Origin of the sequence: Streptomyces sp. NPDC091416, assembly GCF_044756845.1 — a bacterium.
Taxonomy (GTDB): domain Bacteria; phylum Actinomycetota; class Actinomycetes; order Streptomycetales; family Streptomycetaceae; genus Streptomyces.
In genome coordinates this window covers 70,572-93,994 of sequence record NZ_JBIVTU010000011.1, presented here as the reverse complement: position 1 = coordinate 93,994, position 23,423 = coordinate 70,572, and the positions used below count along the sequence as shown (strand labels likewise).

The following is a 23,423-nucleotide window of genomic DNA, read 5'->3' as shown; positions in this document are numbered from 1 at the left end:
GTCACGGGACACGGGTCCTTACAGGAAGTAGAGCCGGTTGAGGGAGACCGATTCGGCGGGTCCGGAGCTGAGCGGTTCGCCGTCCAGGGTGACGAGACCGCTGCGCCCGTCCACGTCGACCGTTCCGGTACGGGAGTTGAGCAGCAGGTCGGCGGGGCCGATGCCGCGTGTGCCCCGGACGCCGACGCGTCGCCGGCGGGTCGGCATGGCGTCCGCGCCCAGCTCGGTGGCGGCCTGCGAGACGAACGCGACCGAGAGGTCGGCGGCGGTCGCCCCGTGGGCCCCGAACTGCGGTCCGAGGACGAGGGGTTCGCAGGTGTCGGTGGCGGCGTTGGGATCGCCGGTGACGCCGTAGGCGGGGAAGCCGGACTTCAGGACCAGTTGCGGCTTCGCGCCGAAGAACTCGGGCCGCCACAGCACGATGTCGGCGAGTTTCCCCGTCTCGATGGAGCCGATCTCGTGGGCGAGGCCGTGGGCGATGGCCGGGTTGACGGTGAGCTTGGCGATGTAGCGCAGCACGCGGGCGTTGTCGTCGCCGGGCCCGTCGCCCTCCATCGGGCCGAGTTCGGCCTTCATCTTCCCGGCCATGGCGAAGGTGCGGCGGACCGTCTCGCCGGCCCTGCCCATGCCCTGGGCGTCGGACGAGGTGATCCCGATGGCGCCGAGGTCGTGCAGGACGTCCTCGGCGCCCATCGTGCCGGCCCTGATGCGGTCCCGGGCCATGGCGGCGTCGCCGGGCAGGTCCGTCTTCAGGTCGTGAACGGAGACGATCATGCCGTAGTGCTCGGCGACCGCGTCCCGGCCGAAGGGGAGCGTGGGGTTGGTGGAGGAGCCGATGACGTTCGGCACCCCGGCCATCTTGAGGACGTTGGGGACGTGGCCGCCGCCGCAGCCCTCGATGTGGAAGGCGTGGATGGTGCGCCCTTCCAGGACGCGCAGGGTGTCCTCGACGGACAGGCACTCGTTCAGTCCGTCGCTGTGCAGGGCCACCTGGACGTCGTGCTCCTCGGCGACGCGCAGTGCGGTGTCCAGGGCGCGGGTGTGGGCGCCCATGTCCTCGTGGACCTTGAAGCCGCAGGCCCCGCCCTCGGCGAGCGCTTCGATCAGCGGCGCCTCGTGGGAGGACGAACCACGGCCCAGGAAGCCGATGTTGACGGGCCAGGCGTCGAAGGCGTTGAAGGCGTGGCGCAGGGCCCACGGCGAGTTGACGCCGACGCCCCAGACCGGGCCGAACTCCTGGCCGATGACCGTGGTCACGCCGGAGGCGAGCGAGGCCTCCATGATGCGCGGCGAGAGCAGATGGACATGGGTGTCGACGGCGCCGGCCGTGGCGATCATGCCCTCGCCGGACACGATGGACGTGCCCGTGCCGACGACGACGTCCACGCCGTCGAGGGTGTCCGGGTTCCCGGCCCTGCCGATCGCGGAGATCCGGCCCTCGCGGATACCGATCGACACCTTCCGGATGCCCTGCACGGCGTCGATGACCAGCACGTTGCTGATCACCACGTCGCAGGTCTCCCGGACGGCTGCGGCCTTGAGGTGGATGCCGTCGCGGGCGGTCTTGCCGAATCCGGCGAGGAACTCGTCGCCGGGCTTCTGGGCGTCGGACTCGACCCGGACGGTCAGCCCGGAGTCGCCGAGCCTGACCCGGTCACCGGCGCGCGGGCCGTGCACGGCGGCGTACTCGTACGGGTCGATGCTCATCGCGCTGCCCCCAGGTAGCCGCAGGCCGCCGCACGCCGCAGCGCCTCCTCGCGCGCGCCGGGCGCGTCGAGCGGCCCGTCGACCAGTCCGGCGAACCCGATCGCGACGCGGTCGCCGCCCAGGGGCACGAGCCCCACTTCGACGGACTCACCGGGACCGAAGCGGACGGAGGATCCCGCGGGCACGGAGAGCCGCATCCCGTACGCGCTCGCCCGGTCGAAGTCGAGCCGCGGGTTGGCCTCGAAGAAGTGGAAGTGCGAGGTGACGGAGACGGGGACGGTCGCGGTGTTGTGGACGCCCAGGCGTACCGCGGGCTCGGGCTCCGGTGCGGCGGGCCCCGGCACGACGGCGCCGGGCGCCTCGTCGCCGAGGCCCGCGCCCAGGGGCCGGGAGACCACGGCGAGCCGCGATCCGTCGTCGAAGACGGCCTCGACATGGACCTCGGTGACGACGTCGGCGACCCCGGGCAGCACGTCGTCCGGGCCCAGCACCCGGCGGGCGGCCTCGATCGCCTCGGCGAGCCGGCGCCCGTCGCGGGCGGCCTCGCAGACGGTGTCCGCGATCAGGGCGGTGGCCTCGGGAACGTTCAGCCTCAGCCCGCGGGCCCGGCGGGCGCGGGCCAGCTCGGCGGCGCCGAACAGCAGCAGCCGGTCACGCTCGGTCGGGGTCAGTCGCATGTCGGGACACCCTTTGGTCGCACGCAGTATTTGAGCAGCACTCTAATGAGCTGGCAGAGCGGTGGGAACCTTTTCGCATGACGAGTTTGAGTGGCGCTCTAAAAGTGGCGCGCGAGAAGGGCCGCGCCCGGCGGACGCGGCCCTTCTCGCTACGGCAACGGCTCGGCTAGCCGAGCGGGTGCATCCAGCCGTGGGTGTCCTCGGCGGTGCCGCGCTGGATGTCCAGCAGGCGCTCACGCAGCCGCATGGTGACCGGGCCCGGCGTGCCGTCGCCCTGGGTCCACTCGCCGCCCGCGCTCTTCACGATGCCGACGGGGGTGATGACGGCGGCGGTGCCGCAGGCGAAGACCTCGGTGAGGGTGCCGTTCGCGGTGTCGTCGCGCCACTGGTCGATGGAGACGCGGCTCTCCTCGGGCTCGTAGCCCAGGTCGGCGGCGAGCCTGAGCAGCGAGTCACGCGTGATGCCCGCGAGCAGGGAGCCGGTCAGGGCGGGGGTGACGATCTTGTTCCCGTACACGAAGTACAGGTTCATCCCGCCGAGCTCCTCGACCCACTTGTGCTCGACGGCGTCGAGGTAGGCGACCTGGTCGCAGCCCTTGGCGGCGGCCTCGGCCTGGGCCAGGAGGGACGCGGCGTAGTTCCCGCCGGTCTTGGCGTCGCCCATGCCGCCGGGGACGGCGCGCACGCGGTCCTCGGAGAGCCAGATGGAGACGGGCTTCACACCGCCGGGGAAGTACGCGCCGGCCGGCGAGGCGATGACCAGGAAGAGGTACTCGTTGGCGGGGCGGACGCCGAGTCCGACCTCGGTCGCGATCATGAAGGGGCGCAGGTACAGCGACTCCTCGCCGCCGTGCTCCGGCACCCAGGCCGCGTCCTGCTGGACGAGCGCGTCGCAGGCGGCGACGAACGTCTCGACGGGCAGCTCCGGCATGGCCAGCCGGTTCGCGGAGCGCTGGAAGCGCTCGGCGTTGGCCTCGGGACGGAAGGTGGCGACCGTGCCGTCGGGCTGACGGTAGGCCTTGAGACCCTCGAAGATCTCCTGGCCGTAGTGCAGCGTCATGTTGGCGGGGTCGATCGACAGCGGTGCGTACGGGACGAGCTGGGCGTCGTGCCAGCCGCGGCCTTCGGTCCACTTGATCGTCACCATGTGGTCGGTGAAGTGGCGGCCGAATCCGGGCTTGACCAGGATCGCCTCGCGCTCCGCGTCGGACAGCGGGTTCGAGGAGGGCTTGAGCTCGATCGTGGGCGTCGTCATGAGTGCGTGTCCTTCACCGGTTTTGTGTGTGTAGGACCACGCCCACGCCAGCTCCTGCCGGACAGGTGCTCGGACGCCCGAGCTTCGCGGCAGGCCACGGTCCCGTTCGATTATCTCTCGTGGGAGGCCGTGCACGAAATGACGTGAATGCGGTCCAGGGTTCGATGGTGACACCCGGGGGCCGCACAGGAGAAGCCGCCGGGTGCGTGTGCGACCCGGCGGCTTCGTGAGGGAGTCGTCGGATCAGCCTGCTACGCGTACCGCGAGCGCGTCGCCGATCTCGTCGGTGGTGCGGGCGGTCCCGTCGCGCTCCGCGAGGTCGGCGGAGACGGCTTCCTCGATGCGCACGGCCTCGGCCTCGTAGCCGAGGTGGCGCAGCAGGAGGGCGACGGAGAGGACCGTGGCGGTCGGGTCGGCCTTGCCCTGGCCCGCGATGTCGGGGGCGGTGCCGTGGACCGGCTCGAACATCGACGGGAAGGCACCCGTCGGGTTGATGTTGCCGGACGCGGCCAGACCGATACCGCCGGAGATGGCGGCGGCGAGGTCCGTGAGGATGTCACCGAAGAGGTTGTCGGTGACGATGACGTCGAAGCGCTCCGGCTGGGTGACGAAGAAGATCGTCGCCGCGTCGACGTGCAGGTAGTCGGTGGTGACCTGGGGGTACTCGGCGGCGACCTTGTCGAAGGTGTTCTTCCACAGGTGGCCGGCGTAGACGAGGACGTTGTTCTTGTGGACCAGCGTCAGCTTCTTGCGCGGGCGGGCGGCGGCACGCTCGAAGGCGTCACGGACGACGCGCTCGACACCGAAGGCGGTGTTGAGGCTGACCTCGGTGGCGACCTCGTGCTCCGTACCGGTGCGCAGCGAACCGCCGTTGCCGGTGTACGGGCCCTCGGTGCCCTCACGGACGACGACGAAGTCGATGTCCGGACTGCCGGCCAGCGGGGTCGACGTGTTCGGGAACAGCTTCGACGGCCGCAGGTTGATGTAGTGGTCGAAGGCGAAGCGCAGCTTCAGCAGCAGCCCGCGCTCCAGAACGCCGGAGGGCACGGACGGGTCACCGATCGCACCGAGCAGGATGGCGTCGTGGCCCTTGAGGGACTCCAGCTCCGCGTCCGGGAGGGTTTCACCGGTGCGGTGCCAGCGCTGGGCGCCGAGGTCGTACTCCTTGGTCTCCAGCTTCACGTCCTGCGGGAGGACAGCGTTGAGGACCTTGAGTCCCTGGGCCACGACCTCCTGGCCGATGCCGTCACCGGGGATCACTGCGAGATTGATGCTGGGTGCCATGTCCGGCACGATACTGCGCGTCCCACCCCATGACATGTTGCGTCCACTATACGGACACATGGGCAGCTGTACGTGTACCGTTCACCTACTCGACGGAACGGCGTCAGGGAACGGGTGGAGGTTGTCGCCCATGGACATCCCCCGTTTCGGAATCCCCGAGAAGCTCGCCGACCGCATGAGCATGGCCGAGCAGCACGACTACCTCCGCACCCGGCTGACGCGACGCGGTGTACTGCGTACGGGAGTGGCGACCGCGGCCGTGGCCGGCACGGGCCTCGGCGCCTCGCTCGCCTCCTCCCCCGCGTACGCGGCACCGTCGGTGATCGCCTCGCACAGCTCCACCCGGGTGGACGGTTCGCTCGTCGCCCCGTTCGGCCGGCACCTGGCCTACGGCGCCGACCCGAAGACGCGGATGACGGTCTCCTGGCAGGTGCCGTTCGCGGTGCGCCGCCCGTACATCCGCATCGGCCTCAAGCCGTGGGCGCTGAGCCGCAAGATCGACGCCGAGGTTCGCCACCTCACCACGCCGCTGCTGAACGACGGAAAGATCGCGGCGGCCGAGCAGTTCTACCTGCACGCGGCCCTGGAGCGGCTGAAGCCCGGCACGACGTACTACTACGGCGTCGGCCACGACGGCTTCGACCCGGCCGACCCGCGCAATCTGGGCACGCTCGGCACCTTCACCACCGCACCCTCGCGCGCGGAGAAGTTCACCTTCACGGCCTTCGGCGACCAGGGCGTCAGCTACCACGCGCTCGGCAACGACCAGCTGATCCTGGGCCAGAACCCGGCCTTCCACCTGCACGCGGGCGACATCTGCTACGCCGACCCGTCGGGCTCCGGCCGTCCGACCGACACCTATGACGCGCGCACCTGGGACCAGTTCCTGGCGCAGACGGAGACGGTCTCCAAGACCGTGCCGTGGATGGTGACGACCGGCAACCACGACATGGAGGCCTGGTACTCGCCGGACGGCTACGGCGGGCAGAACGCCCGGTGGACCCTGCCGGACAACGGCCCGGACCCGGTGAACCAGCCCGGCGCGTACTCCTTCGTCCACGGCAACGTGGGCGTGATCGCGCTCGACGCCAACGACGTCTCGTACGAGATCCCCGCCAACTTCGGCATCAGCGGCGGCAAGCAGACCCGCTGGCTGGACCGGCGCCTGGGCGAGCTGCGGGCCCGCCACGACATCGACTTCCTGGTGGTCTTCTTCCACCACTGCGCGTTCTCCACGACGAACGCGCACGCCTCGGACGGCGGCGTGCGCGAGGCCTGGGTGCCGCTCTTCGAGAAGCACCAGGTGGACCTGGTCATCAACGGGCACAACCACGTCTACGAGCGCACCGACGCGATCCTGAGGAACACGGTCCGGCGCCGGGTGCCGATCGGCGAGCGCACCGACCCGACGCGGGACGGCATCGTGTACGTCACCGCGGGCGGCGCGGGCAAGGCGCTGTACGACTTCCCCGTGCCCGACAGCTTCGAGGGCCATGTCGCGGACCGGGAGAGCGTGGACACGTACCACGTGGTCAAGGGCGGCGGAAAGGCCGTCGAGACCGTGGAGTGGTCGCGGGTGCGCTACACCGGCTTCTCGTTCCTCGCCGTGGAGGTCGAGGCCGGACGCGACGCGCGGATGAAGGTCACCGCGCTCGCCGAGTCGGGCGAGCGCATCGACCACTTCGAGATCAGTCGCGGCTGAGCGCGGGCGGACCCGGTTCAGTGACCGGTGGAGCCGCCGTTGTCCCTGCGGTCGAGGGCGCGCTGCAGGGCGGCGGCGGCATTCTGCCGCTCCGACTCGGTCGGGCGGTGGGCGTGACGGACGCGGCGGCGGACAGAGGTCTCGGCCATGGTGGATCGACTCCTTGAGATCGCGAGGATTCCGAGATCGAAAAATCGTGAACGTGATGTCGAGATCAGGGATTTCGAGGTGCCGGAAGGGGCGGGGAGCGGGCGCCGCAGGGGTTGCCTGCTTCGGGGCGCGCTCACGACCGCCAGTCGCTTGATCTAGCGAGACGTTCGGCTTCTACAAAGCTAAGGCAGCCGCGCCGGTCTGTCTCCACAATTACTCGGACTTCCTACTATCTGAGACGGAGGTTTACGCCGGCTCACCCGCCGCTCACTCTCAGCTGCTGACGAGCACCCGGGCGGCGGGCGACCGCCGCAGCTCAGGGACGGTGTCCAGGGCCTCCCGGGTGGATCGTGCCGGGCTCGCGGGCCCCGGCACGCGCATCGGCCGCGCGGTCGCCACCGGGAGAATCCGGTTCCGGGAGGCCCGCCGCGGTCGCGGCCCCGCCCTCACCCATGTCCCCGGCCGGCGGGCCGGGACCCGGAACCTCACATCACGTCCCCGTCCCGCCAGTCGAAGACCAGCACCTGGGCGGCCGGCGTCCCGTCCGGCACAAGCGCGGCGCCCCCGACCCCCCGGACGTACGTACTGCCCTCCTCCTCCGCCAGCCGCTCCGCCCCACGCGGTCCCTGCACGGCGATCCGTCCCGGCCACACCGTCCAGCCGCGCCCGGCGTACAGGGCGGCACCGGCGGCCGACGCGGACAGGGCCCCGAAGGCGTACGCCCCGTCGACGACCTCCTCCAGGGCGGCCATGACCTGTCCGCCGAGCCCCTCCCGCCGCCGGTCGGCCCGGACGGCGACGCCCTCCACGTACCCGACCCGGCGGGAGCGGCCCGCGTGGATCACCCGCCGCTGCACGACGCTGCCGTGCGCGAGCAGTCCGCTCGCATCGCGTACGCACGCGTGGACGCCGCCGAGCGTGTGGTCCCAGTCGTCCTCGCCGAACGTGCCCGCGAACGCGGTGTCGAGGAAGGCGTGGATCTCGTCCAGGGCTGCCGGGGCCAGCCGGAAGGTGTGCGCGGTGTGCAGGGTCGGCTCACTCATGCTCCCCAGCCTCCCAGGCACCTCCCCCACCAGGTACTCAGCCCGCAGGTGAGTACCCGGACCGTGTCGAAAGACTGTGCGGCGGACAAGAGTTGGCCCCATGAACGGCCTCTACGCTCTCAAGCCCTGGTACGCGGACCGGCTCTCCGGCCTCCGCGCCTCGCTGGTCCGCCGTGAGGTGTCGCCCGACACCCTCACCGCCGCCGGCGTCGTCGCCGCGGCCGGCGGCGCAGCCGCGCTCGCCTGGCTGCCCACCGGGATCGCCGCGCTTCCGGTCGCCGTACTGCTCGCGGCCCGGCTCGCCTTCGCCAACCTGGACGGGGCGCTGGCCCGCGACACGGGCCGCACGACGCGGCGGGGCGCGGTGCTCAACGAGCTCGGCGACCGCGTCGCGGACCTGGTCGTCCTGGCGGGCTTCCTGGTGCTCGCCCCGCTGTGGCTGGTGGCGCTCGCCGCACTCGCGGCGACGCTGCCGTCCTGGGTGTCGCTGGCCGGCGCGGCGGCCGGGGCGCCCCGGCGCAACGGCGGGCCGGTCGGCAAGACGGAGCGCTGTCTGCTGGTCGTGGTCGCCGCGGCGAGCGGCTGGGCCGTGCCGGTGCTGATCGTGATCGCCGCCGGCTCGCTGCTCACGGCGGCGCTCCGGCTGGCCGGGCTGTGGAGGGAACTGGCATGAGCGCCGTACTGATCGCCGAGGAGGCGGCCGCGCGGGCGGTGCCGCTGGTCGCGGGTGTGCTGGGGGCGGGCGGGGTCGCGGTCGCGGTCCTTCCCTCGAAGGTCCGGATGCGGGCCGAACTGCGCAGGCGGTGGCGGACCTGGGCCCTGGTCGCGCCCGTCTTCCTGGGCGCGTACTTCCTGGGCGGCGGCGGTACGTACGCGCTGGCCGCGGGACTCGGCGTGATCGCGGTGAGCGAGTACGTCCGGATGGCGGGGCTGAAGCGCGGCGACCATGTGGTGCTGGCGGCGGCCGCGGTCGTCCTCCCGGCGCTTGCCTGGCTGGCTCCGGACGTCCTGGACCTGCGGATGGCGGCGCTGCTCCTGGTCGCCGCCGCGCTGCCGTCCGTGCTCGCCGGGGACGACCGCTCGGGCTTCACCCGCACCGCCCGCACGGCGTTCGGCCTGCTGTGGATCCCGGTCGCGCTGACCGGTCTGGTGACGCTCGGCGAGACGGCCGTGGCCGTCGGTCTCGCCGTGGCGCTGGGCGATGTCGGCGCGTGGTGCGGCGGTACGGCGCTGGGCCGGCGCGGCCCGCTCGCCCGGCCGCTGTCGCCGCTCTCCCCCAACAAGACCTGGGCGGGTGTGCTCGGCGCGGCTGCCGCGACGGCCGGACTCCTGCTCGTGCTCGGCGAGTTCAGCCTCCCGCTGTGGGCGGCGGTGACCGGCGGCTGTGTGCTCGGCGATCTGATCGAGTCCATGGTCAAGCGCGAGTCGGGCGTCAAGGACGCGGGCAGCTGGCTGCCCGGCTTCGGCGGCCTGCTCGACCGGATCGACTCCCTGCTGGTGGCCCTTCTCCTGGCGACGGTGATGACGCGATGAGTACGCTCCTGGACCTTCCCGCCCGCGCCGTGCTCCCGCGCCGCTCGCGTCTCGGCGCCGCGCTCCGGCGCGGACTGTGGTGGGGCGTGCTCAGCCTCACCGGCGGGGTCGAACGGCGTGGCCGGCTGCCGCGCGGCGGCTGCGTGGTGGTCGCCAACCACTCCTCGCACGCGGACACCGCGGCGCTCCTCGCGGCGCTCGACGCCCGGCACAGCCCGGCGATCGGGGCGGCGGCCGACTACTGGTTCGCCTCCCCCTGGCGGCGCCGGATCTGCCGCAGGCTGGCGTCCGGCTTCCCGGTGCGGCGGGGCGGCGGCGGTATGGAGGACCTGCTCACGATGGCCGGCGAGCTGCGGGCGGGGCGCGCGGTCGTGCTGTTCCCCGAGGGCACCCGGGCTCAGGACGGAGCGCTGGGCTCCTTCCACCGGGGCGCGCTGGTCCTGGCCGAGGAGGCAGGGGTGCCGGTCGTGCCGGTGGGGATCGCCGGTACGGACCGGCTGCTGCCCAAGCACGGGCGGCTGCGCTCCGCGCTGGTCCGGGTGACGATCGGCGAGCCGCTGCCGTCCACCGTGTCCCCGGAGGAGGCGCGCGAGGCGGTGGTGGCACTGCATACGCGTACGGTCGCCGAGCCGTTGAAGGACTCCGCGACGCGACGGCGGGTCGCGGCGGTCGTCAGCTCGCGCTGGGGGGTGCCGCTGGCGTTCTGCTGGGCGTTCGCGGAGGCGCTCAGCTGGCCGCTGATGCCCGAACTGCTGCTGGGCGCGGTGTGCGTGGCGGTGCCTCGGGCGGCCCTGAGGATGTCGCTGGGCGCGCTGGCCGGCAGCCTGGCCGGCGGGCTGCTGGCCCTGCATCTGGCCTCGGCGGGCATTCACCCGCCGGCCCCGCTGACCACGGACCGGATGCGGGCGGAGGTCCGGCACGAACTGGCCCTGGAGGGTGCGTCCGCGGTGCGCCACCAGCCGTGGAACGGCATCCCGTTCAAGGTGTACGGCGCCGAGGCGGGCCGCGCCGGTGTCCCCGCGCCGGACTGGCTCGCCGCGTCGGCGGCGGCCCGGGGCTCACGCACCCTGACGGTGGGCCTCGCCTTCGCGGGCTTCGGGCTGCTGATGCGCCGCCACCGCCGCCAGTACGGGCGCTACCTGGTACTGCTGGGCGGCGGGTTCACGGCGGGACTCGCGTTGATCGTGCACGGCTGGGGCTGAACCGCGGGACCCCGCACATGGAAACCGCCTCCCGGCCGGCAGGGGAACCGGTCGGGAGGCGGAGTGGGAGGCGGGGCGCCGGGAGGGCGGCACCCCGCAGGACGGCGGGCAAAGGCCGCCCGCCGCTTCCTCAGCCCTGGTGGGGGTAGGTGTACTCGGTCGGCGGGACCAGCGTCTCCTTGATGGCCCGGGTCAGGGTCCAGCGCTGGAGGTTCTGCGGGGCGCCCGCCTTGTCGTTCGTACCCGAGGCACGGCCGCCGCCGAAGGGCTGCTGGCCGACGACGGCGCCGGTCGACTTGTCGTTGATGTAGAAGTTGCCCGCGGCGTACCGCAGCTTCTCCATCGTGTACGCGGCCGCGGCGCGGTCGTTCGCGATGACGGAACCGGTCAGGGCGTAGTCGGAGACCGACTCCATCTGCTCCAGCATCTCGTCGAACTTGTCGTCCTCGTAGACGTGGACCGCGAGGATCGGGCCGAAGTACTCGGTCGTGAAGACCTCGTTCTCGGGGTCGCTGCACTCGATGACGGTCGGGCGGACGAAGTAGCCCACCGAGTCGTCGTACGTGCCGCCCGCGATGATCGTGCACGCCGGGTCGGCCGCGGCGCGGTCGATGGCGGCCTTGTTCTTCGCGAACGAGCGGTCGTCGATGACGGCGCCCATGAAGTGCGACAGGTCGGTGACGTCGCCCATGGTAATGGAGTCGACCTCGGCCGCGAACTTCTCCTTGAAACCGGAGTTCCAGATGGAGGCCGGGACGTAGGCGCGCGAGGACGCCGAGCACTTCTGGCCCTGGTACTCGAAGGAGCCACGGGTCAGCGCGGTCTTCAGGACGGCGTGGTCGGCCGACGGGTGGGCGACGACGAAGTCCTTGCCGCCGGTCTCGCCGACGAGCCGCGGGTAGGTGCGGTAGTTGGCGATGTTGTTGCCGACCGTCTTCCACAGGTGCTGGAAGGTGGGGGTCGAGCCGGTGAAGTGGATGCCGGCCAGGTCGCGGTGGTTCAGGGCCACCTCGGAGACGGCGATGCCGTCGCCCGTCACCAGGTTGATGACGCCCTTGGGCAGACCGGCCTCCTCCAGGAGCTGCATCAGCAGCACGGCGGCGTGGGTCTGGGTCGGGGACGGCTTCCAGACCACCACGTTGCCCATGAGGGCCGGGGCGGTGGGCAGGTTGGCCGCGATGGCCGAGAAGTTGAACGGCGTGATCGCGTAGACGAAGCCCTCCAGCGGGCGGTGGTCCATGCGGTTCCACACGCCCGCGGAGTTCGCCGGGGGCTGCTCGGCCAGGATCTGGCGCGCGTAGTGCACGTTGAAGCGCCAGAAGTCGACGAGCTCACAGGGACAGTCGATCTCGGCCTGCTGGGCGGTCTTGCCCTGGCCGAGCATCGTGGAGGCGGCCAGCGTCTCGCGCCAGGGGCCGGAGAGCAGCTCGGCGGCGCGCAGGATGATGGCGGCGCGGTCGTCGAAGGCCATCGCGCGCCAGGCCGGGGCGGCGGCGAGGGCGGCGTCGACCGCGTCCTGCGCGTCCTGCTCGGTGGCGGCGGCGTAGGTGCCGATGACGGCCTTGTGGTTGTGGGGCTGGACGACGTCGAAGCGCTCGCCGCCACCCATCCGCTTCTCGCCGCCGATGGTCATCGGCAGGTCGATCGGGTTCTGGCTGAGCTCCTTGAGCTTCGCCTCCAGGCGGGCACGCTCCGGGGAGCCCGGGGCGTAGGAGTGGACCGGCTCGTTGACCGGCGCGGGGACCTGGGTGACAGCGTCCATGATGTCCGTTGCTCCTTTGTGTAGAGGGGAGGAGGGGCTCAGCCCTTGGTGAGGATGGAGCGGCCGAAGAACAGCAGGTTGGCCGGCTTCTCCGCGAGGCGGCGCATGAAGTAGCCGTACCAGTCGGTGCCGTACGCGGTGTAGACGCGCATCCGGTGGCCCTCGGCCGCGAGCCGGATGTGCTCGTCGCTGCGGATGCCGTACAGCATCTGGAACTCGTACTCGTCGAGCTTGCGGCCGGCCTTGCGGCCCAGCTCCTGGGCGATGGCGATCAGGCGGGGGTCGTGGGACCCGATCATCGGGTAGCCCTCGCCCTCCATCAGCGTCCTGAGGATGCGGACGTACGCCTTGTCGATCTCGGCCTTGTCCTGGTACGCGACGGAGGCGGGCTCCTTGTACGCACCCTTCACGATACGCACGCGGCTGCCGGCCGCGGCCAGGCGGCGGGCGTCGTCCTCGGTGCGGAAGAGGTAGGCCTGGATGACGCATCCGGTCTGCGGGAAGTCCTTCCGCAGCTCCTCGTGGATGGCGAACATCGAGTCGAGGGTGGTGTGGTCCTCGGCGTCCAGGGTGACCGTGGTGCCGATCGCGGCGGCGGCCTCGACGACCGGGCGGACGTTGGCGAGGGCCAGCTCGTGGCCGCCCTCCAGCGCTTGGCCGAACATGGAGAGCTTGACGGACATCTCCGCCTTCGTGCCCAGGCCGAGCGCCTCCAGACGCCCGATGAGCTCCAGGTAGGCGTCGCGCGCGGCGGCGGCCTGCTCGGGGGTGGTGATGTCCTCGCCGACCACGTCGAGGGTGACTTCGAGGCCCTTGCCGGCGGCGTCCTCGATGATCGGGACGACCTGCTCGACCGTCTCACCGGCGATGAACCGGTCGACGACCTGCTTCGTGCCCGGCGCTGCCGAGATGAAACGGCGCATCTTGTCGCTGCGTGACGCGGCGAGAATCACGGGACCCAGCACGGGGCACCTCCACGGAAAGTACGAACGAAGGCCGAACCACCCCAAGTGCCCGATAAGGAACAGAAGCGGTACAGCACGGAGAACCACCGTGAAATCTAAGGATCCCCCCGATCCTGTGCCATCGACAGCTGTCACGCATCCGTGCCCTCGATCTCAGACATATGTCTGAAGGGGTGCGAGAATGGCCGGGTGAAGGGCGATTACCAGGAGCTGGTCGACGAGATCTCCGCGCTGCTCGGCGTCCCCGCGACGCTGGAGAACCGGGATTTCGGCCTGGTCGCCTTCGGGGCCCACGACAGCGACGACGACACGGCGATGGACCCGGTCCGCACCCGTTCGATCCTGACCCGCCGCTCGACCCCGGCGGTCCGCGCCTGGTTCGAGAACTTCGGCATCACCCGCGCCACCGGCCCCGTCCGCATCCCGGCCGCCCCGGAGGCCGGTGTCTACCGGGGCCGGATCTGCCTTCCCGTACGCCATCGGGGTGTCGTGCTCGGTTACGTATGGCTGCTGGACGCCGACCCCGGACCGACCGACCAGCAGCTCGACGCGGCGATGGACGTGGCGGCCCGGATCGGGGCACTGCTCTCCGACGAGGTCCGGGCGGGAACCGATCTGTCCCGGGAGTTCGGGGCGGTCCTCACGGCGGGGCGCGGCTGGCAGCGCGACATGGCGGTGGCCGCGCTCGCCGAGGCGCTCGGGCCGGACTCGGAAGGGCTGCACACCGTGGTGTGCGTGACCCCGTGGCCGGACGACCCGCCGTCGGTGCCCACGGTGCCGTCGGCGGCGGCCCTGTCCGGCGCCCCTTCCCCGGGCACGGGGGGCCCGGCCCTGGCCGCGCTGGTCCGGCTGCGGTCGCACGACGTCCTGGACCCGGCGCTCGCCGCCGCCGGCCGGCTGCGCACCACGGCGGGCACGGCGGCCACCGCGGGAATCGCGGTCCCCCGCCGCGGCCTGGCGGAGCTGGCGGACGCCTGGCACGAGGCATCGGCCGCGGCCCGGGCGGCAGCGGCGGAGAAACGGTTCGGCCCGGTCGCCGAGTGGTCGGCCATCGGCCCGTACCGCCTGTTGACCGCGCTCGCCCCGGACACCGGGGCCGACCACTCGGTCCGCCCGCTGCTCACCCCGCCGCACCGGGACCTCGCCCGTACCGCCGAGATGTTCCTCGACTGTGCGGGCCAGGCGTCCCGGACCGCCGCCGAGCTGGGCATCCACCGGCAGACGCTGTACTACCGCCTCTCCCGGGTCCAGCAGCTCACCGGCCTGGATCTGAACGACGGCGAGGACCGGCTGCTGCTGCACATGGCGTTGAAGGCCGCCCGGCTCTGAGCGCTGCGGTGTTCAGGCCGCCCGCTCGTCGGTGCCGGGCACCTTGGCGGTGGCCAGGGCGATGCGGTTCCAGGTGTTGATGGTGAAGATCAGCGCCAGCAGGCCGGCGAGCCGGGTCTCGTCGAACACGGCCGCCGCCCGGGCGTAGACGTCGTCGGGAACACCGCCGTGGGAGACCAGGGTGACGGCCTCGGTGAGCGCCAGCGCCGCCTGTTCCTCCGCGGTGAAGAAGTGCCCGGCCTCCCGCCAGACCGCCACCATGTGCAGTCGCTCCTCGCTCTCCCCGGCCTTGCGGGCGTCGGTGGTGTGCATGTGGAGGCAGTACGCGCAGCCGTTGAGCTGCGAGGAGCGGATCTGCACCAGTTCCACGAGTGCGGGATCCAGGTCCTGCCGCGCGGCGGCGTCGAGGCCGATGAGCGCCCTGAAGGCCTTCGGGGCGGCCTTGGCGAAGTTGATGCGGGGGGTGCGGGTGGCTGCGGCTGCTGCTTCGTGGTTCGTCATGTCCTCTACGTTAGGAGCCTCAAAGACCTCGCGTAGGGTGCATTTTCATGTCGGATTCATGGGTCAATTCCGCGGAGCGGATCGGCAGCGATCTGCTTCTCGACCTGGCGGGGCCGGGCAGCCGCCGGGCTGTCCTCATTCGTGCGCTGCGCGACGCGGTACGGGAGGGGAGGCTGGCCCCCGGCACCCGGCTCCCGCCCTACCGCTCGCTCGCCGCCGACCTCGGCCTGGCCCGCAACACCGTCGCCGACGCCTATGCCGAACTGGTCGCGGAGGGCTGGCTGACCGCCCGGCAGGGTTCCGGGACCCGGGTCGCCCCGCGCGCCGCGCCGGTGGCGTCCGCCCGGGTGCCGAAGAAGACCCCGCACCGCCGGTCCGGCCCGGTGCACGATCTGCGCCAGGGCCGGCCGGACGCCGGTTCCTTCCCGCGCGGCACGTGGCTCGCCGCCGCCCGACGTGCCCTGAACGCCGCGCCGAACGATGCCTTCGGGCCCGGCGACCCGCAGGGGCGGATCGAACTCCGCCGCGCCCTGGCCGGCTATCTCGGGCGTTCGCGCGGGGTCCGGACCACTCCCGGGCGGATCGTGATCTGCTCCGGGTTCGCGCATGCGCTGCGGCTGCTGTTCGCGGGCGGCGTGCTGCCCGGCCCGCTGGCCGTGGAGTCGTACGGGCTCGGCTTCCACCGGTCGGTCCTGGAGTCCGCGTCGGTGCGCACGGTCCCGCTGACGCTCGACGAGGACGGCGCGCGCGTCGACGAACTGCCCGGTCTTCGCGGGGTGCGGAGCGTGCTGCTGACGCCGGCTCACCAGTTCCCCACGGGCGGGCCGCTGCACGCGGAGCGGCGCTCGGCCGTGGTCGACTGGGCCCGCAGCCGGGACGGGCTGGTCCTGGAGGACGACTACGACGGGGAGTTCCGCTACGACCGGGAGCCGGTGGGTGCCGTGCAGGGGCTGGACCCCGACCGGGTCCTGTACGCCGGCTCGGTCAGCAAGAGCCTCTCCCCCGCCGTCCGCCTGGGCTGGATGGTGCTGCCGGAACGCCTCGTCGACCGGGTGCTGGCCGCGAAGGGGGAACGCGAGGCCTGGGCGAGCGTGCCGGATCAGCTGACCCTCGCCGAGCTCATCGAATCGGGCCACTACGACCGCCACGTCCGCCGGATGCGCCGGCGCTACCGCGACCGCCGCGACCAGCTCGTCGCCGCCCTCGCCGGCCACGCCCCGCACATCACGCCCACCGGCATCGCCGCCGGTCTGCACGCCGTCCTGCGGCTGCCGCCCGGGACCGAGCAGTCCACGGTCAAGGCCGCCGCCTGGCAGGGACTCGCGCTGGACGGGTTGGGCGACTTCCGCCATCCGGCCGCGCCGGCCACGGCCCCGGACGGCCTGGTCGTGGGGTACGCCGCCCCGCCGGACCACGCGTTCACGGCGGCGCTGGAGGCGCTCTGCCGGGCCCTGCCACCGGCCTGACCCCGTCCCGGGGAACCGCGCGGACGGGACGGCGGGGCGGGCGGGGGCGGCCGGTCGCTGACGACGGCGGCCATGACCCGAGGCGTCCCCGTCACCGTGTCCGCCGCTCACCCCGGCCCGGCACCCGGGCGGGCTCCCTGCGCGGACACCGGGCCCCGGGCCGCCGGGCCGTCCGTGCGGCCCTCGTCGGGCAGCGCCCCGGAGAGCGGCGGGACGGGGCTCCGCCTTCCTTCAGGACGAGCGCCACCGGGTCGGCCACCTGGTGGTGGACGCCGCAGCGGCCCTCCAGTTCCCCGGCGGGCGCGCCCGGTTGTGCGCCGGCCGCGTCCTGGGCGGCGTCCCGTCCGGTGCCGTGCACCGCGTCGAGGGCGCCCTCTTCCGAGCGCGGGAGGATCCGGAGGCACGCCCCGTGGTCACCGTCCGCTCCCCGGTGACCGGGGCTCCTTCGGCGGACGCCGGGCCGGTGGCCGGCAGCCGGGCATCCGCCCCGCCTCTCCCGGGCGGCCCGGATCCGTACGACGGCGAGGACCGGCTGCTGCACCGCTGGCGTCGAGGGCTGCCCGGCTCCGGGCCGGGCCCCGCGCTAGGGCCTGTCCTCCGGGTTCTTGGCGGGCTCCCGGCCCGCCAGTACCGCCTTCAGCCCCTCCGTCAGGTCCTGCGCCGACGGAGCCGAGTCGCGGTCCATCATCCACTGGACCATGACCCCGGCGAGCAGTGCCTGGCAGAACAGTCCGGCCACCCGGGCCTTCTCGGGTTCGGTCTCCGGATCGATGCCCAGCATGTTCTCGGCGAGGCCGTTCCGGCCCTCGCGCTGCGGGCCGGCCAGGGCCTTCTGCAGTTCGGGGTCGGTGTCGATCCTGGAGATGACCTCCATCTGGAGCTGCCAGACCGACCGGGTCTGCTCATAGCTGCCGATCACCCGTTCCCAGGTCTCCAGGAACTGGTCGAGCGGGGCCCGGGAGCCGTCCTCGCCGTCGACGGCGCTCTCGGACTCATCGGTCAGCAGGTCGCCCCACTCCTCCGTCACCTTGATGAAGGCGAGGTTGAGCAGGGCCTCCTTGGAGCCGTAGTGGTAGCCGATGGAGGCGAGGTTGGTCCCGGAGGCGGCCACGATGTCGCGTGCCGTCGTCCGGGCGTACCCCTTCTCCAGCAGGCAGCGCTTGGCGCCTTCGAGCAGATCCTCACGATGTCCCATGACAGCAGCGTACCCGGCATGCAGACGCACGTGTAAGACGTGCGTCTAGATGCCGGGTACGGAGACCGCGGGAAGAACTCAGTCGGTCAGGTTGACCGAACGGGCCGAGGCCGCGCCGATCTCGGCCGAGATCTCGGCGAGCACCGACGCCGGGACGTCGTCGTCGACGGTGAGGACGACCAGCGCCTCGCCGCCCACGTCGGCCCGGGAGACCTGCATGCCCGCGATGTTCAGCCCGGCCTCACCGAGGATCTTGCCGACCGCGCCGACGACGCCCGGACGGTCCTGGTACCGCAGCACGACCATGTGGTCGGCCAGCGCCAGGTCCACGTCGTGCTCGCCGATCGCGACGATCTTCTGGAGGTGCTTGGGTCCGGCCAGCGTGCCGGACACCGCGATCTCCTGGCCGTCGGCCAGCGTGCCGCGGACCGTGACCACGTTGCGGTGGTCGGGCGACTCGGAGCTGGTGGTGAGGCGGACCTCGACCCCGCGCTCCTGCGCGAACAGCGGGGCGTTCACGTACGACACGGTCTCGTCGACCACGTCCTCGAAGACACCCTTGAGCGCGGAGAGCTCCAGCACCTTCACGTCGTGCTGGGTGATCTCGCCGTACACCTCGACGTCGAGCCGGGCCGCGACCTCGCCCGCGAGCGCGGTGAAGATCCGGCCGAGCTTCTCGGCGAGCGGCAGACCGGGACGGACGTCCTCGGCGATGACGCCGCCCTGGACGTTGACCGCGTCCGGCACGAGCTCACCGGCGAGTGCGAGGCGCACCGACCTGGCGACCGCGATACCGGCCTTCTCCTGGGCCTCGTCCGTGGAGGCGCCGAGGTGCGGGGTGCAGACGACCTGGTCGAACTGGAACAGCGGGGAGTCCGTGCAGGGCTCCTTGGTGTACACGTCGAGACCGGCGCCGGCGACGCGGCCCTCCTTGAGGGCGGAGGCGAGCGCCTCCTCGTCGACGATGCCGCCGCGCGCGGCGTTGACGATGCGCACCGAGGGCTTCACCTTGTGCAGCGCCTCGTCGCCGATCAGGCCGAGCGTCTCCGGGGTCTTGGGGAGGTGCACGGTGATGAAGTCGGCGACCTCCAGCAGCTCGTCCAGCGAGAGGAGCTTGACGCCCATCTGCGCGGCGCGCGCGGGCTGGACGTAGGGGTCGTACGCGACGATCTTCATGCCGAAGGCCGACATGCGCTGGGCGACCAGGACGCCGATGCGGCCGAGGCCGACGACGCCGAGGGTCTTCTCGCTCAGCTCGACGCCGGTGTACTTGGAGCGCTTCCACTCGCCGTTCTTGAGCGCGGTGTTGGCCTGGGGGATGTTGCGCGCCGTGGCGACGAGCAGACCGCAGGCGAGCTCGGCGGCGGTGACGATGTTGGAGGTCGGTGCGTTCACGACCATCACGCCGGCCTTGGTGGCGGAGGAGACGTCGACGTTGTCCAGACCGACGCCCGCACGGGCGACGACCTTCAGCTTCTTCGCGGCGGCGATGGCCTCGGCGTCGACCTTGGTGGCGGAACGCACCAGGATGGCGTCGACATCGGCGATCGCGGGGAGGAGCTCGGCGCGGTCGGCGCCGTTGCAGTGCCGGATCTCGAAGTCCGGCCCGAGGGCGTCCACCGTGGCGGGCGACAGCTCTTCAGCGATGAGTACGACAGGTTTCGAGCTCACGTGAGTCCTCACAGATCCAGTGCGGACGGCCGTCCCGACGGCCGCAGGCGGTGGAGGGGCTTGCCGCGTGGAAGACGCACGACACTGTGGGCCTGACGCGTGTATGTGTGGAGAAGTGTAGTCATGCGCGAGGACGCATACTGCGCCCCGTTGGAAGGATCACCCACAAGAGGCTGGACGACTTGTACACACGTACGACGCCGCCTCTTCCAGCGGTGAAGCAGGGCGGAAGCCCGAAGGGGCGGATCCGGGGATCCGCCCCTTCGGGCCTCGGTGTTACGCGTCCTCGTCGTTGACCCAGCTCATCAGCTTGCGCAGCTCACGGCCGGTGGTCTCCAGCAGGTGGTCGCTGTCGGCCTTCTTGTACTCGTTGTACTTGGGCAGACCGTTGTGGTACTCGGCCATCCAGGCGTTGGCGAAGGTGCCGTCCTGGATCTCGGTGAGGACCTTCTTCATCTCGGCCTTGGTGGCGTCCGTGATGATCCGCGGGCCGGTGACGTAGTCGCCCCACTCGGCGGTCTCCGAGATCGACCAGCGCATCTTCTCCAGGCCGCCCTCGTACATGAGGTCGACGATGAGCTTCAGCTCGTGGAGGCACTCGAAGTACGCGATCTCCGGCTGGTAACCGGCCTCGGTCAGGGTCTCGAAACCGGCCTTGACCAGGGCGGCGGTGCCACCGCAGAGGACGGCCTGCTCACCGAACAGGTCGGTCTCGGTCTCCTCGGTGAAGGTCGTCTTGATGACGCCGGCGCGGGTGCCGCCGATTCCCTTGGCGTACGAGAGGGCGAGCTCCAGGCCCTTGCCCGAGGCGTCCTGCTCGACGGCCACGATGCACGGAACGCCGCGGCCCTCCTCGTACTGGCGGCGGACCAGGTGACCCGGGCCCTTGGGGGCGACCATGCAGACGTCGACACCGGCCGGCGGCTTGATGAAGCCGAAGCGGATGTTCAGGCCGTGACCGAAGAACAGCGCGTCGCCGTCCTTGAGGTTGTCCTTGACGGACTCCTCGTAGACCTGGGCCTGGATCGGGTCCGGAACCAGGATCATGATGACGTCGGCCTCGGCGGCCGCCTCGGACGGGGTCACCACGCGCAGACCCTGCTCCTCGGCCTTGGCCTTGGACTTGGAGCCCTCGTGCAGACCGACACGGACGTCGACACCCGAGTCGCGCAGCGACAGCGCGTGGGCGTGGCCCTGGCTGCCGTAGCCGAGAACCGCGACCTTGCGGCCCTGGATGATGGACAGGTCGGCATCGTCGTCGTAGAACATCTCGGCCACTGGGTCTTCTCCTTGGTGTGCAGGTGTTGCGTCCCACCGTACGGCGGGGTGCGTCAGTTACGTTTTCGGGTCTCGCCATGCGAGCGGCGCGGCGCGGCCCGGAATGATTTATGCCGTGCGGTCGAGGGCGCGCAGCGACCGGTCGGTGATCGAGCGCGCGCCGCGTCCTATGGCGATGGTGCCGGACTGGACGAGCTCCTTGATGCCGTACTGCTCCAGCATCTTGAGCATCGCCTCCAGCTTGTCGGCGCCGCCGGTCGCCTCGATCGTGACGGCCTCCGGGGAGACGTCCACGGTCTTGGCGCGGAACAGCTGGACGATCTCGACGATCTGGGAGCGGGTCTCGCTGTCGGCGCGGACCTTCACCAGGACGAGCTCGCGCTGGATCGCAGCGGCCGGCTCGAGTTCGACGATCTTCAGGACGTTGACCAGCTTGTTGAGCTGCTTGGTCACCTGCTCCAGGGGCAGGTCCTCGACGTTCACGACGATGGTGATGCGTGAGATGTCGGGGTGCTCGGTGGTACCGACCGCGAGCGAGTCGATGTTGAAGCCGCGGCGGGAGAACAGGGCGGTGATCCGGGCGAGGACACCGGGCTTGTTCTCGACCAGGACGGAGAGCGTGTGCTTGGTGGACATGGAAGTCGGTCTCTCTCTGTCTCTCAGTCGTCTTCGTTGTCGCCGAAGTCGGGGCGGACGCCGCGGGCTGCCATGACCTCGTCGTTCGAGGTGCCGGCGGCGACCATCGGCCACACCATGGCGTCCTCGTGGACGATGAAGTCGATGACCACCGGGCGGTCGTTGATCGAGTTGGCCTCGGCGATGGCCTTGTCCAGGTCGGCCGGGTCCTCGCAGCGGATCGCGTAGCAGCCCATGGCCTCGGACAGCTTGACGAAGTCGGGCACCCGGGTGCCCTTGGCGGCGTTGCCGTCGGTGTCGGCGCCGGAGTGCAGCACGGTGTTGGAGTACCGCTGGTTGTAGAACAGGGTCTGCCACTGGCGGACCATTCCGAGGGCGCCGTTGTTGATGATGGCGACCTTGATCGGGATGTTGTTGAGCGCGCAGGTGGTGAGTTCCTGGTTGGTCATCTGGAAGCAGCCGTCGCCGTCGATCGCCCAGACCGTACGGTCGGGCATGCCGGCCTTGGCGCCCATCGCGGCCGGGACCGCGTAGCCCATCGTTCCGGCGCCGCCGGAGTTCAGCCAGGTGGCGGGCTGCTCGTACTGGATGAAGTGCGAGGCCCACATCTGGTGCTGGCCGACACCCGCCGCGAAGACCGTTCCCTCGGGCGCGAGTTCACCGATGCGCTGGATGACCTGCTGCGGCGAGAGGCTGCCGTCCTCCGGCAGGTCGTAGCCGACGGGGTAGGTCTCGCGCCAGCGGTTGAGGTCCTTCCACCATGCGGCGTAGTCGCCTGTCTGGCCCTCGGTGTGCTCGGCCTGGACCGCCTGGACGAGGTCGGCGATGACCTCGCGGGCGTCACCGACGATCGGGACGTCGGCCGCGCGGTTCTTGCCGATCTCCGCCGGGTCGATGTCGGCGTGGACGATCTTGGCGTACGGGGCGAAGCTGTCCAGCTTGCCGGTGACCCGGTCGTCGAACCGGGCGCCGAGGGCGACGATCAGGTCGGCCTTCTGCAGCGCGGTGACGGCGGTGACCGAACCGTGCATACCGGGCATGCCCACGTGCAGCGGGTGGCTGTCGGGGAAGGAGCCGAGCGCCATCAGTGTGGTGGTGACGGGCGCGCCGGTGAGCTCGGCCAGGACCTTCAGTTCGGCGGTGGCCCCGGCCTTCATGACGCCGCCGCCCACGTACAGCACCGGGCGCTTGGCCTGGGTGATGAGCTTGGCGGCCTCACGGATCTGCTTGGCGTGCGGCTTGGTCACCGGGCGGTAGCCCGGCAGGTCCATGGCCGGCGGCCAGCTGAAGGTGGTCTTCGACTGGAGGGCGTCCTTGGCGATGTCGACGAGAACCGGGCCCGGACGGCCGGTGGAGGCGATGTGGAAGGCCTCCGCGATCGTGTGCGCGATGTCCTCGGCGCGGGTGACCAGGAAGTTGTGCTTGGTGATCGGCATCGTGATGCCGCAGATGTCGGCTTCCTGGAAGGCGTCCGTACCGATGGCGCCGGAGGCCACCTGGCCGGTGATCGCGACCATCGGCACGGAGTCCATGGCCGCGTCGGCGATGGGGGTGACCAGGTTGGTGGCGCCCGGCCCCGAGGTGACCATGCAGACGCCGACCTTGCCGGTGGCCTGCGCATAGCCGGTGGCCGCGTGACCCGCGCCCTGCTCGTGGCGGACCAGGATGTGACGGACCCGGGTGGAGTCCATCAGCGGGTCGTACGCCGGAAGGATGCAGCCGCCAGGGAGACCGAATACGGTGTCGGCCCCGACTTCCTCGAGAGAACGGATGAGGGACTGCGCGCCCGTGACGTGCTCAACGGTGGCGGACGGCGATCCGCCGTTACGGGCCCGCGGCTGGGGATGGTGGGCCCCGGTGGCCTGCTCGGTCATCGGCATTCTCTTCTCGAAGCTGAGGGTTTTTGCGAGTGTTTTGCGATGGTTTGACTGGTGCCGGTGCAACAAAAAACCCCTCGTGCCGTGAGGCAAGCGAGGGGAGCGCGTCGGTGCGGTCTGCAGAGTGTCATCGAGCGACTCTGCTTCAGCCGACGCGCTTTCCAAGTACGAGAATTCGGGTGCGCATGGC

The 23,423-nt window shown here is 71.4% G+C and carries 20 protein-coding genes; 6 read left to right on the top strand and 14 right to left on the bottom strand.

Annotation, left to right across the window (positions count from 1 at the left end; genetic code table 11):
• Positions 1–18: 18 nt before the first annotated feature.
• The 4 genes from ACIQMX_RS29210 to ACIQMX_RS29195 form a co-directional block, all read right to left on the bottom strand.
• Positions 19–1,707, bottom strand: coding sequence for an urease subunit alpha (locus tag ACIQMX_RS29210; protein ID WP_363067814.1), 1,689 nt, complete (start codon positions 1,705–1,707; stop codon positions 19–21).
• A complete protein-coding gene (ureA, locus tag ACIQMX_RS29205; RefSeq protein ID WP_402482518.1) occupies positions 1,704–2,384 on the bottom strand; it encodes an urease subunit gamma in 681 nt (226 codons plus the stop codon). Before ureA ends, ACIQMX_RS29210 begins: the two co-directional genes overlap by 4 nt.
• A 166-nt stretch (positions 2,385–2,550) precedes the next feature.
• Positions 2,551–3,639 carry a branched-chain amino acid aminotransferase gene (locus ACIQMX_RS29200; RefSeq protein WP_402482515.1) on the bottom strand — a complete coding sequence of 363 codons (1,089 nt, stop codon included), beginning with the start codon at positions 3,637–3,639 and terminating at the stop codon, positions 2,551–2,553.
• Positions 3,640–3,882: 243 nt separating this feature from the next.
• On the bottom strand, positions 3,883–4,923 hold the full coding sequence (locus ACIQMX_RS29195; protein WP_363067820.1) for a 3-isopropylmalate dehydrogenase: 1,041 nt from the start codon (positions 4,921–4,923) through the stop codon (positions 3,883–3,885).
• A 130-nt stretch (positions 4,924–5,053) separates the two neighbouring features.
• On the opposite strand from ACIQMX_RS29195, the gene ACIQMX_RS29190 reads away from it, so the two are divergent.
• Complete coding sequence (locus ACIQMX_RS29190) at positions 5,054–6,625, top strand: metallophosphoesterase family protein (RefSeq protein ID WP_363067822.1); 1,572 nt, start codon at positions 5,054–5,056, stop codon at positions 6,623–6,625.
• 17 nt (positions 6,626–6,642) lie between these two features.
• Here ACIQMX_RS29190 and ACIQMX_RS29185 read toward each other — a convergent pair whose 3' ends face one another.
• Positions 6,643–6,774, bottom strand: a complete 132-nt coding sequence (locus ACIQMX_RS29185; RefSeq protein WP_363067824.1) for a hypothetical protein — start codon at positions 6,772–6,774, stop codon at positions 6,643–6,645.
• A gap of 486 nt (positions 6,775–7,260) precedes the next feature.
• Complete coding sequence (locus ACIQMX_RS29180; RefSeq protein ID WP_402482510.1) at positions 7,261–7,818, bottom strand: GNAT family N-acetyltransferase; 558 nt, start codon at positions 7,816–7,818, stop codon at positions 7,261–7,263.
• Between the two features lie 100 nt (positions 7,819–7,918).
• Between ACIQMX_RS29180 and ACIQMX_RS29175 the strand changes: the two genes are divergently transcribed.
• Genes ACIQMX_RS29175 through ACIQMX_RS29165 form a run of 3 tightly spaced genes read left to right on the top strand, consistent with a single transcriptional unit; the run spans position 7,919 to position 10,553 of the window.
• Positions 7,919–8,491 (top strand): CDP-alcohol phosphatidyltransferase family protein, encoded by a 573-nt coding sequence (locus ACIQMX_RS29175; RefSeq protein WP_402482507.1) that lies wholly within the window; start codon positions 7,919–7,921, stop codon positions 8,489–8,491.
• Complete coding sequence (locus tag ACIQMX_RS29170; protein WP_363067830.1) at positions 8,488–9,351, top strand: phosphatidate cytidylyltransferase; 864 nt, start codon at positions 8,488–8,490, stop codon at positions 9,349–9,351. Before ACIQMX_RS29175 ends, ACIQMX_RS29170 begins: the two co-directional genes overlap by 4 nt.
• Positions 9,348–10,553: a lysophospholipid acyltransferase family protein gene (locus tag ACIQMX_RS29165; protein WP_402482504.1), complete on the top strand. Its 1,206-nt coding sequence runs from the start codon at positions 9,348–9,350 to the stop codon at positions 10,551–10,553. Before ACIQMX_RS29170 ends, ACIQMX_RS29165 begins: the two co-directional genes overlap by 4 nt.
• A 130-nt stretch (positions 10,554–10,683) precedes the next feature.
• On the opposite strand, the gene pruA is transcribed toward ACIQMX_RS29165, so the two are convergent.
• Complete coding sequence (pruA, locus tag ACIQMX_RS29160; RefSeq protein WP_363067834.1) at positions 10,684–12,315, bottom strand: L-glutamate gamma-semialdehyde dehydrogenase; 1,632 nt, start codon at positions 12,313–12,315, stop codon at positions 10,684–10,686.
• Positions 12,316–12,353: 38 nt separating this feature from the next.
• The gene (locus ACIQMX_RS29155; RefSeq protein WP_363067836.1) at positions 12,354–13,280 is read right to left on the bottom strand and encodes a proline dehydrogenase family protein; all 927 of its coding nucleotides are present in this window, start codon (positions 13,278–13,280) and stop codon (positions 12,354–12,356) included.
• Between the two features lie 189 nt (positions 13,281–13,469).
• Between ACIQMX_RS29155 and ACIQMX_RS29150 the strand changes: the two genes are divergently transcribed.
• Positions 13,470–14,609, top strand: a complete 1,140-nt coding sequence (locus tag ACIQMX_RS29150; protein ID WP_363067838.1) for a helix-turn-helix domain-containing protein — start codon at positions 13,470–13,472, stop codon at positions 14,607–14,609.
• A 12-nt stretch (positions 14,610–14,621) separates the two neighbouring features.
• On the opposite strand, the gene ACIQMX_RS29145 is transcribed toward ACIQMX_RS29150, so the two are convergent.
• Positions 14,622–15,110, bottom strand: a complete 489-nt coding sequence (locus ACIQMX_RS29145) for a carboxymuconolactone decarboxylase family protein (protein ID WP_363067840.1) — start codon at positions 15,108–15,110, stop codon at positions 14,622–14,624.
• A gap of 47 nt (positions 15,111–15,157) precedes the next feature.
• Between ACIQMX_RS29145 and ACIQMX_RS29140 the strand changes: the two genes are divergently transcribed.
• Positions 15,158–16,576: a PLP-dependent aminotransferase family protein gene (locus ACIQMX_RS29140; RefSeq protein WP_402482499.1), complete on the top strand. Its 1,419-nt coding sequence runs from the start codon at positions 15,158–15,160 to the stop codon at positions 16,574–16,576.
• A 583-nt stretch (positions 16,577–17,159) separates the two neighbouring features.
• On the opposite strand, the gene ACIQMX_RS29135 is transcribed toward ACIQMX_RS29140, so the two are convergent.
• The 5 genes from ACIQMX_RS29135 to ACIQMX_RS29115 form a co-directional block, all read right to left on the bottom strand.
• Positions 17,160–17,771 carry a TetR/AcrR family transcriptional regulator gene (locus ACIQMX_RS29135; protein WP_402482496.1) on the bottom strand — a complete coding sequence of 204 codons (612 nt, stop codon included), beginning with the start codon at positions 17,769–17,771 and terminating at the stop codon, positions 17,160–17,162.
• A 78-nt stretch (positions 17,772–17,849) separates the two neighbouring features.
• A complete protein-coding gene (serA, locus tag ACIQMX_RS29130) occupies positions 17,850–19,442 on the bottom strand; it encodes a phosphoglycerate dehydrogenase (protein WP_363067845.1) in 1,593 nt (530 codons plus the stop codon).
• Between the two features lie 276 nt (positions 19,443–19,718).
• Positions 19,719–20,720: a ketol-acid reductoisomerase gene (ilvC, locus tag ACIQMX_RS29125; protein ID WP_363067846.1), complete on the bottom strand. Its 1,002-nt coding sequence runs from the start codon at positions 20,718–20,720 to the stop codon at positions 19,719–19,721.
• Between the two features lie 108 nt (positions 20,721–20,828).
• Positions 20,829–21,356 (bottom strand): acetolactate synthase small subunit, encoded by a 528-nt coding sequence (gene ilvN / locus ACIQMX_RS29120; RefSeq protein ID WP_148020972.1) that lies wholly within the window; start codon positions 21,354–21,356, stop codon positions 20,829–20,831.
• A 23-nt stretch (positions 21,357–21,379) separates the two neighbouring features.
• Positions 21,380–23,236: an acetolactate synthase large subunit gene (locus ACIQMX_RS29115; protein ID WP_402482491.1), complete on the bottom strand. Its 1,857-nt coding sequence runs from the start codon at positions 23,234–23,236 to the stop codon at positions 21,380–21,382.
• Positions 23,237–23,423: the final 187 nt, after the last annotated feature.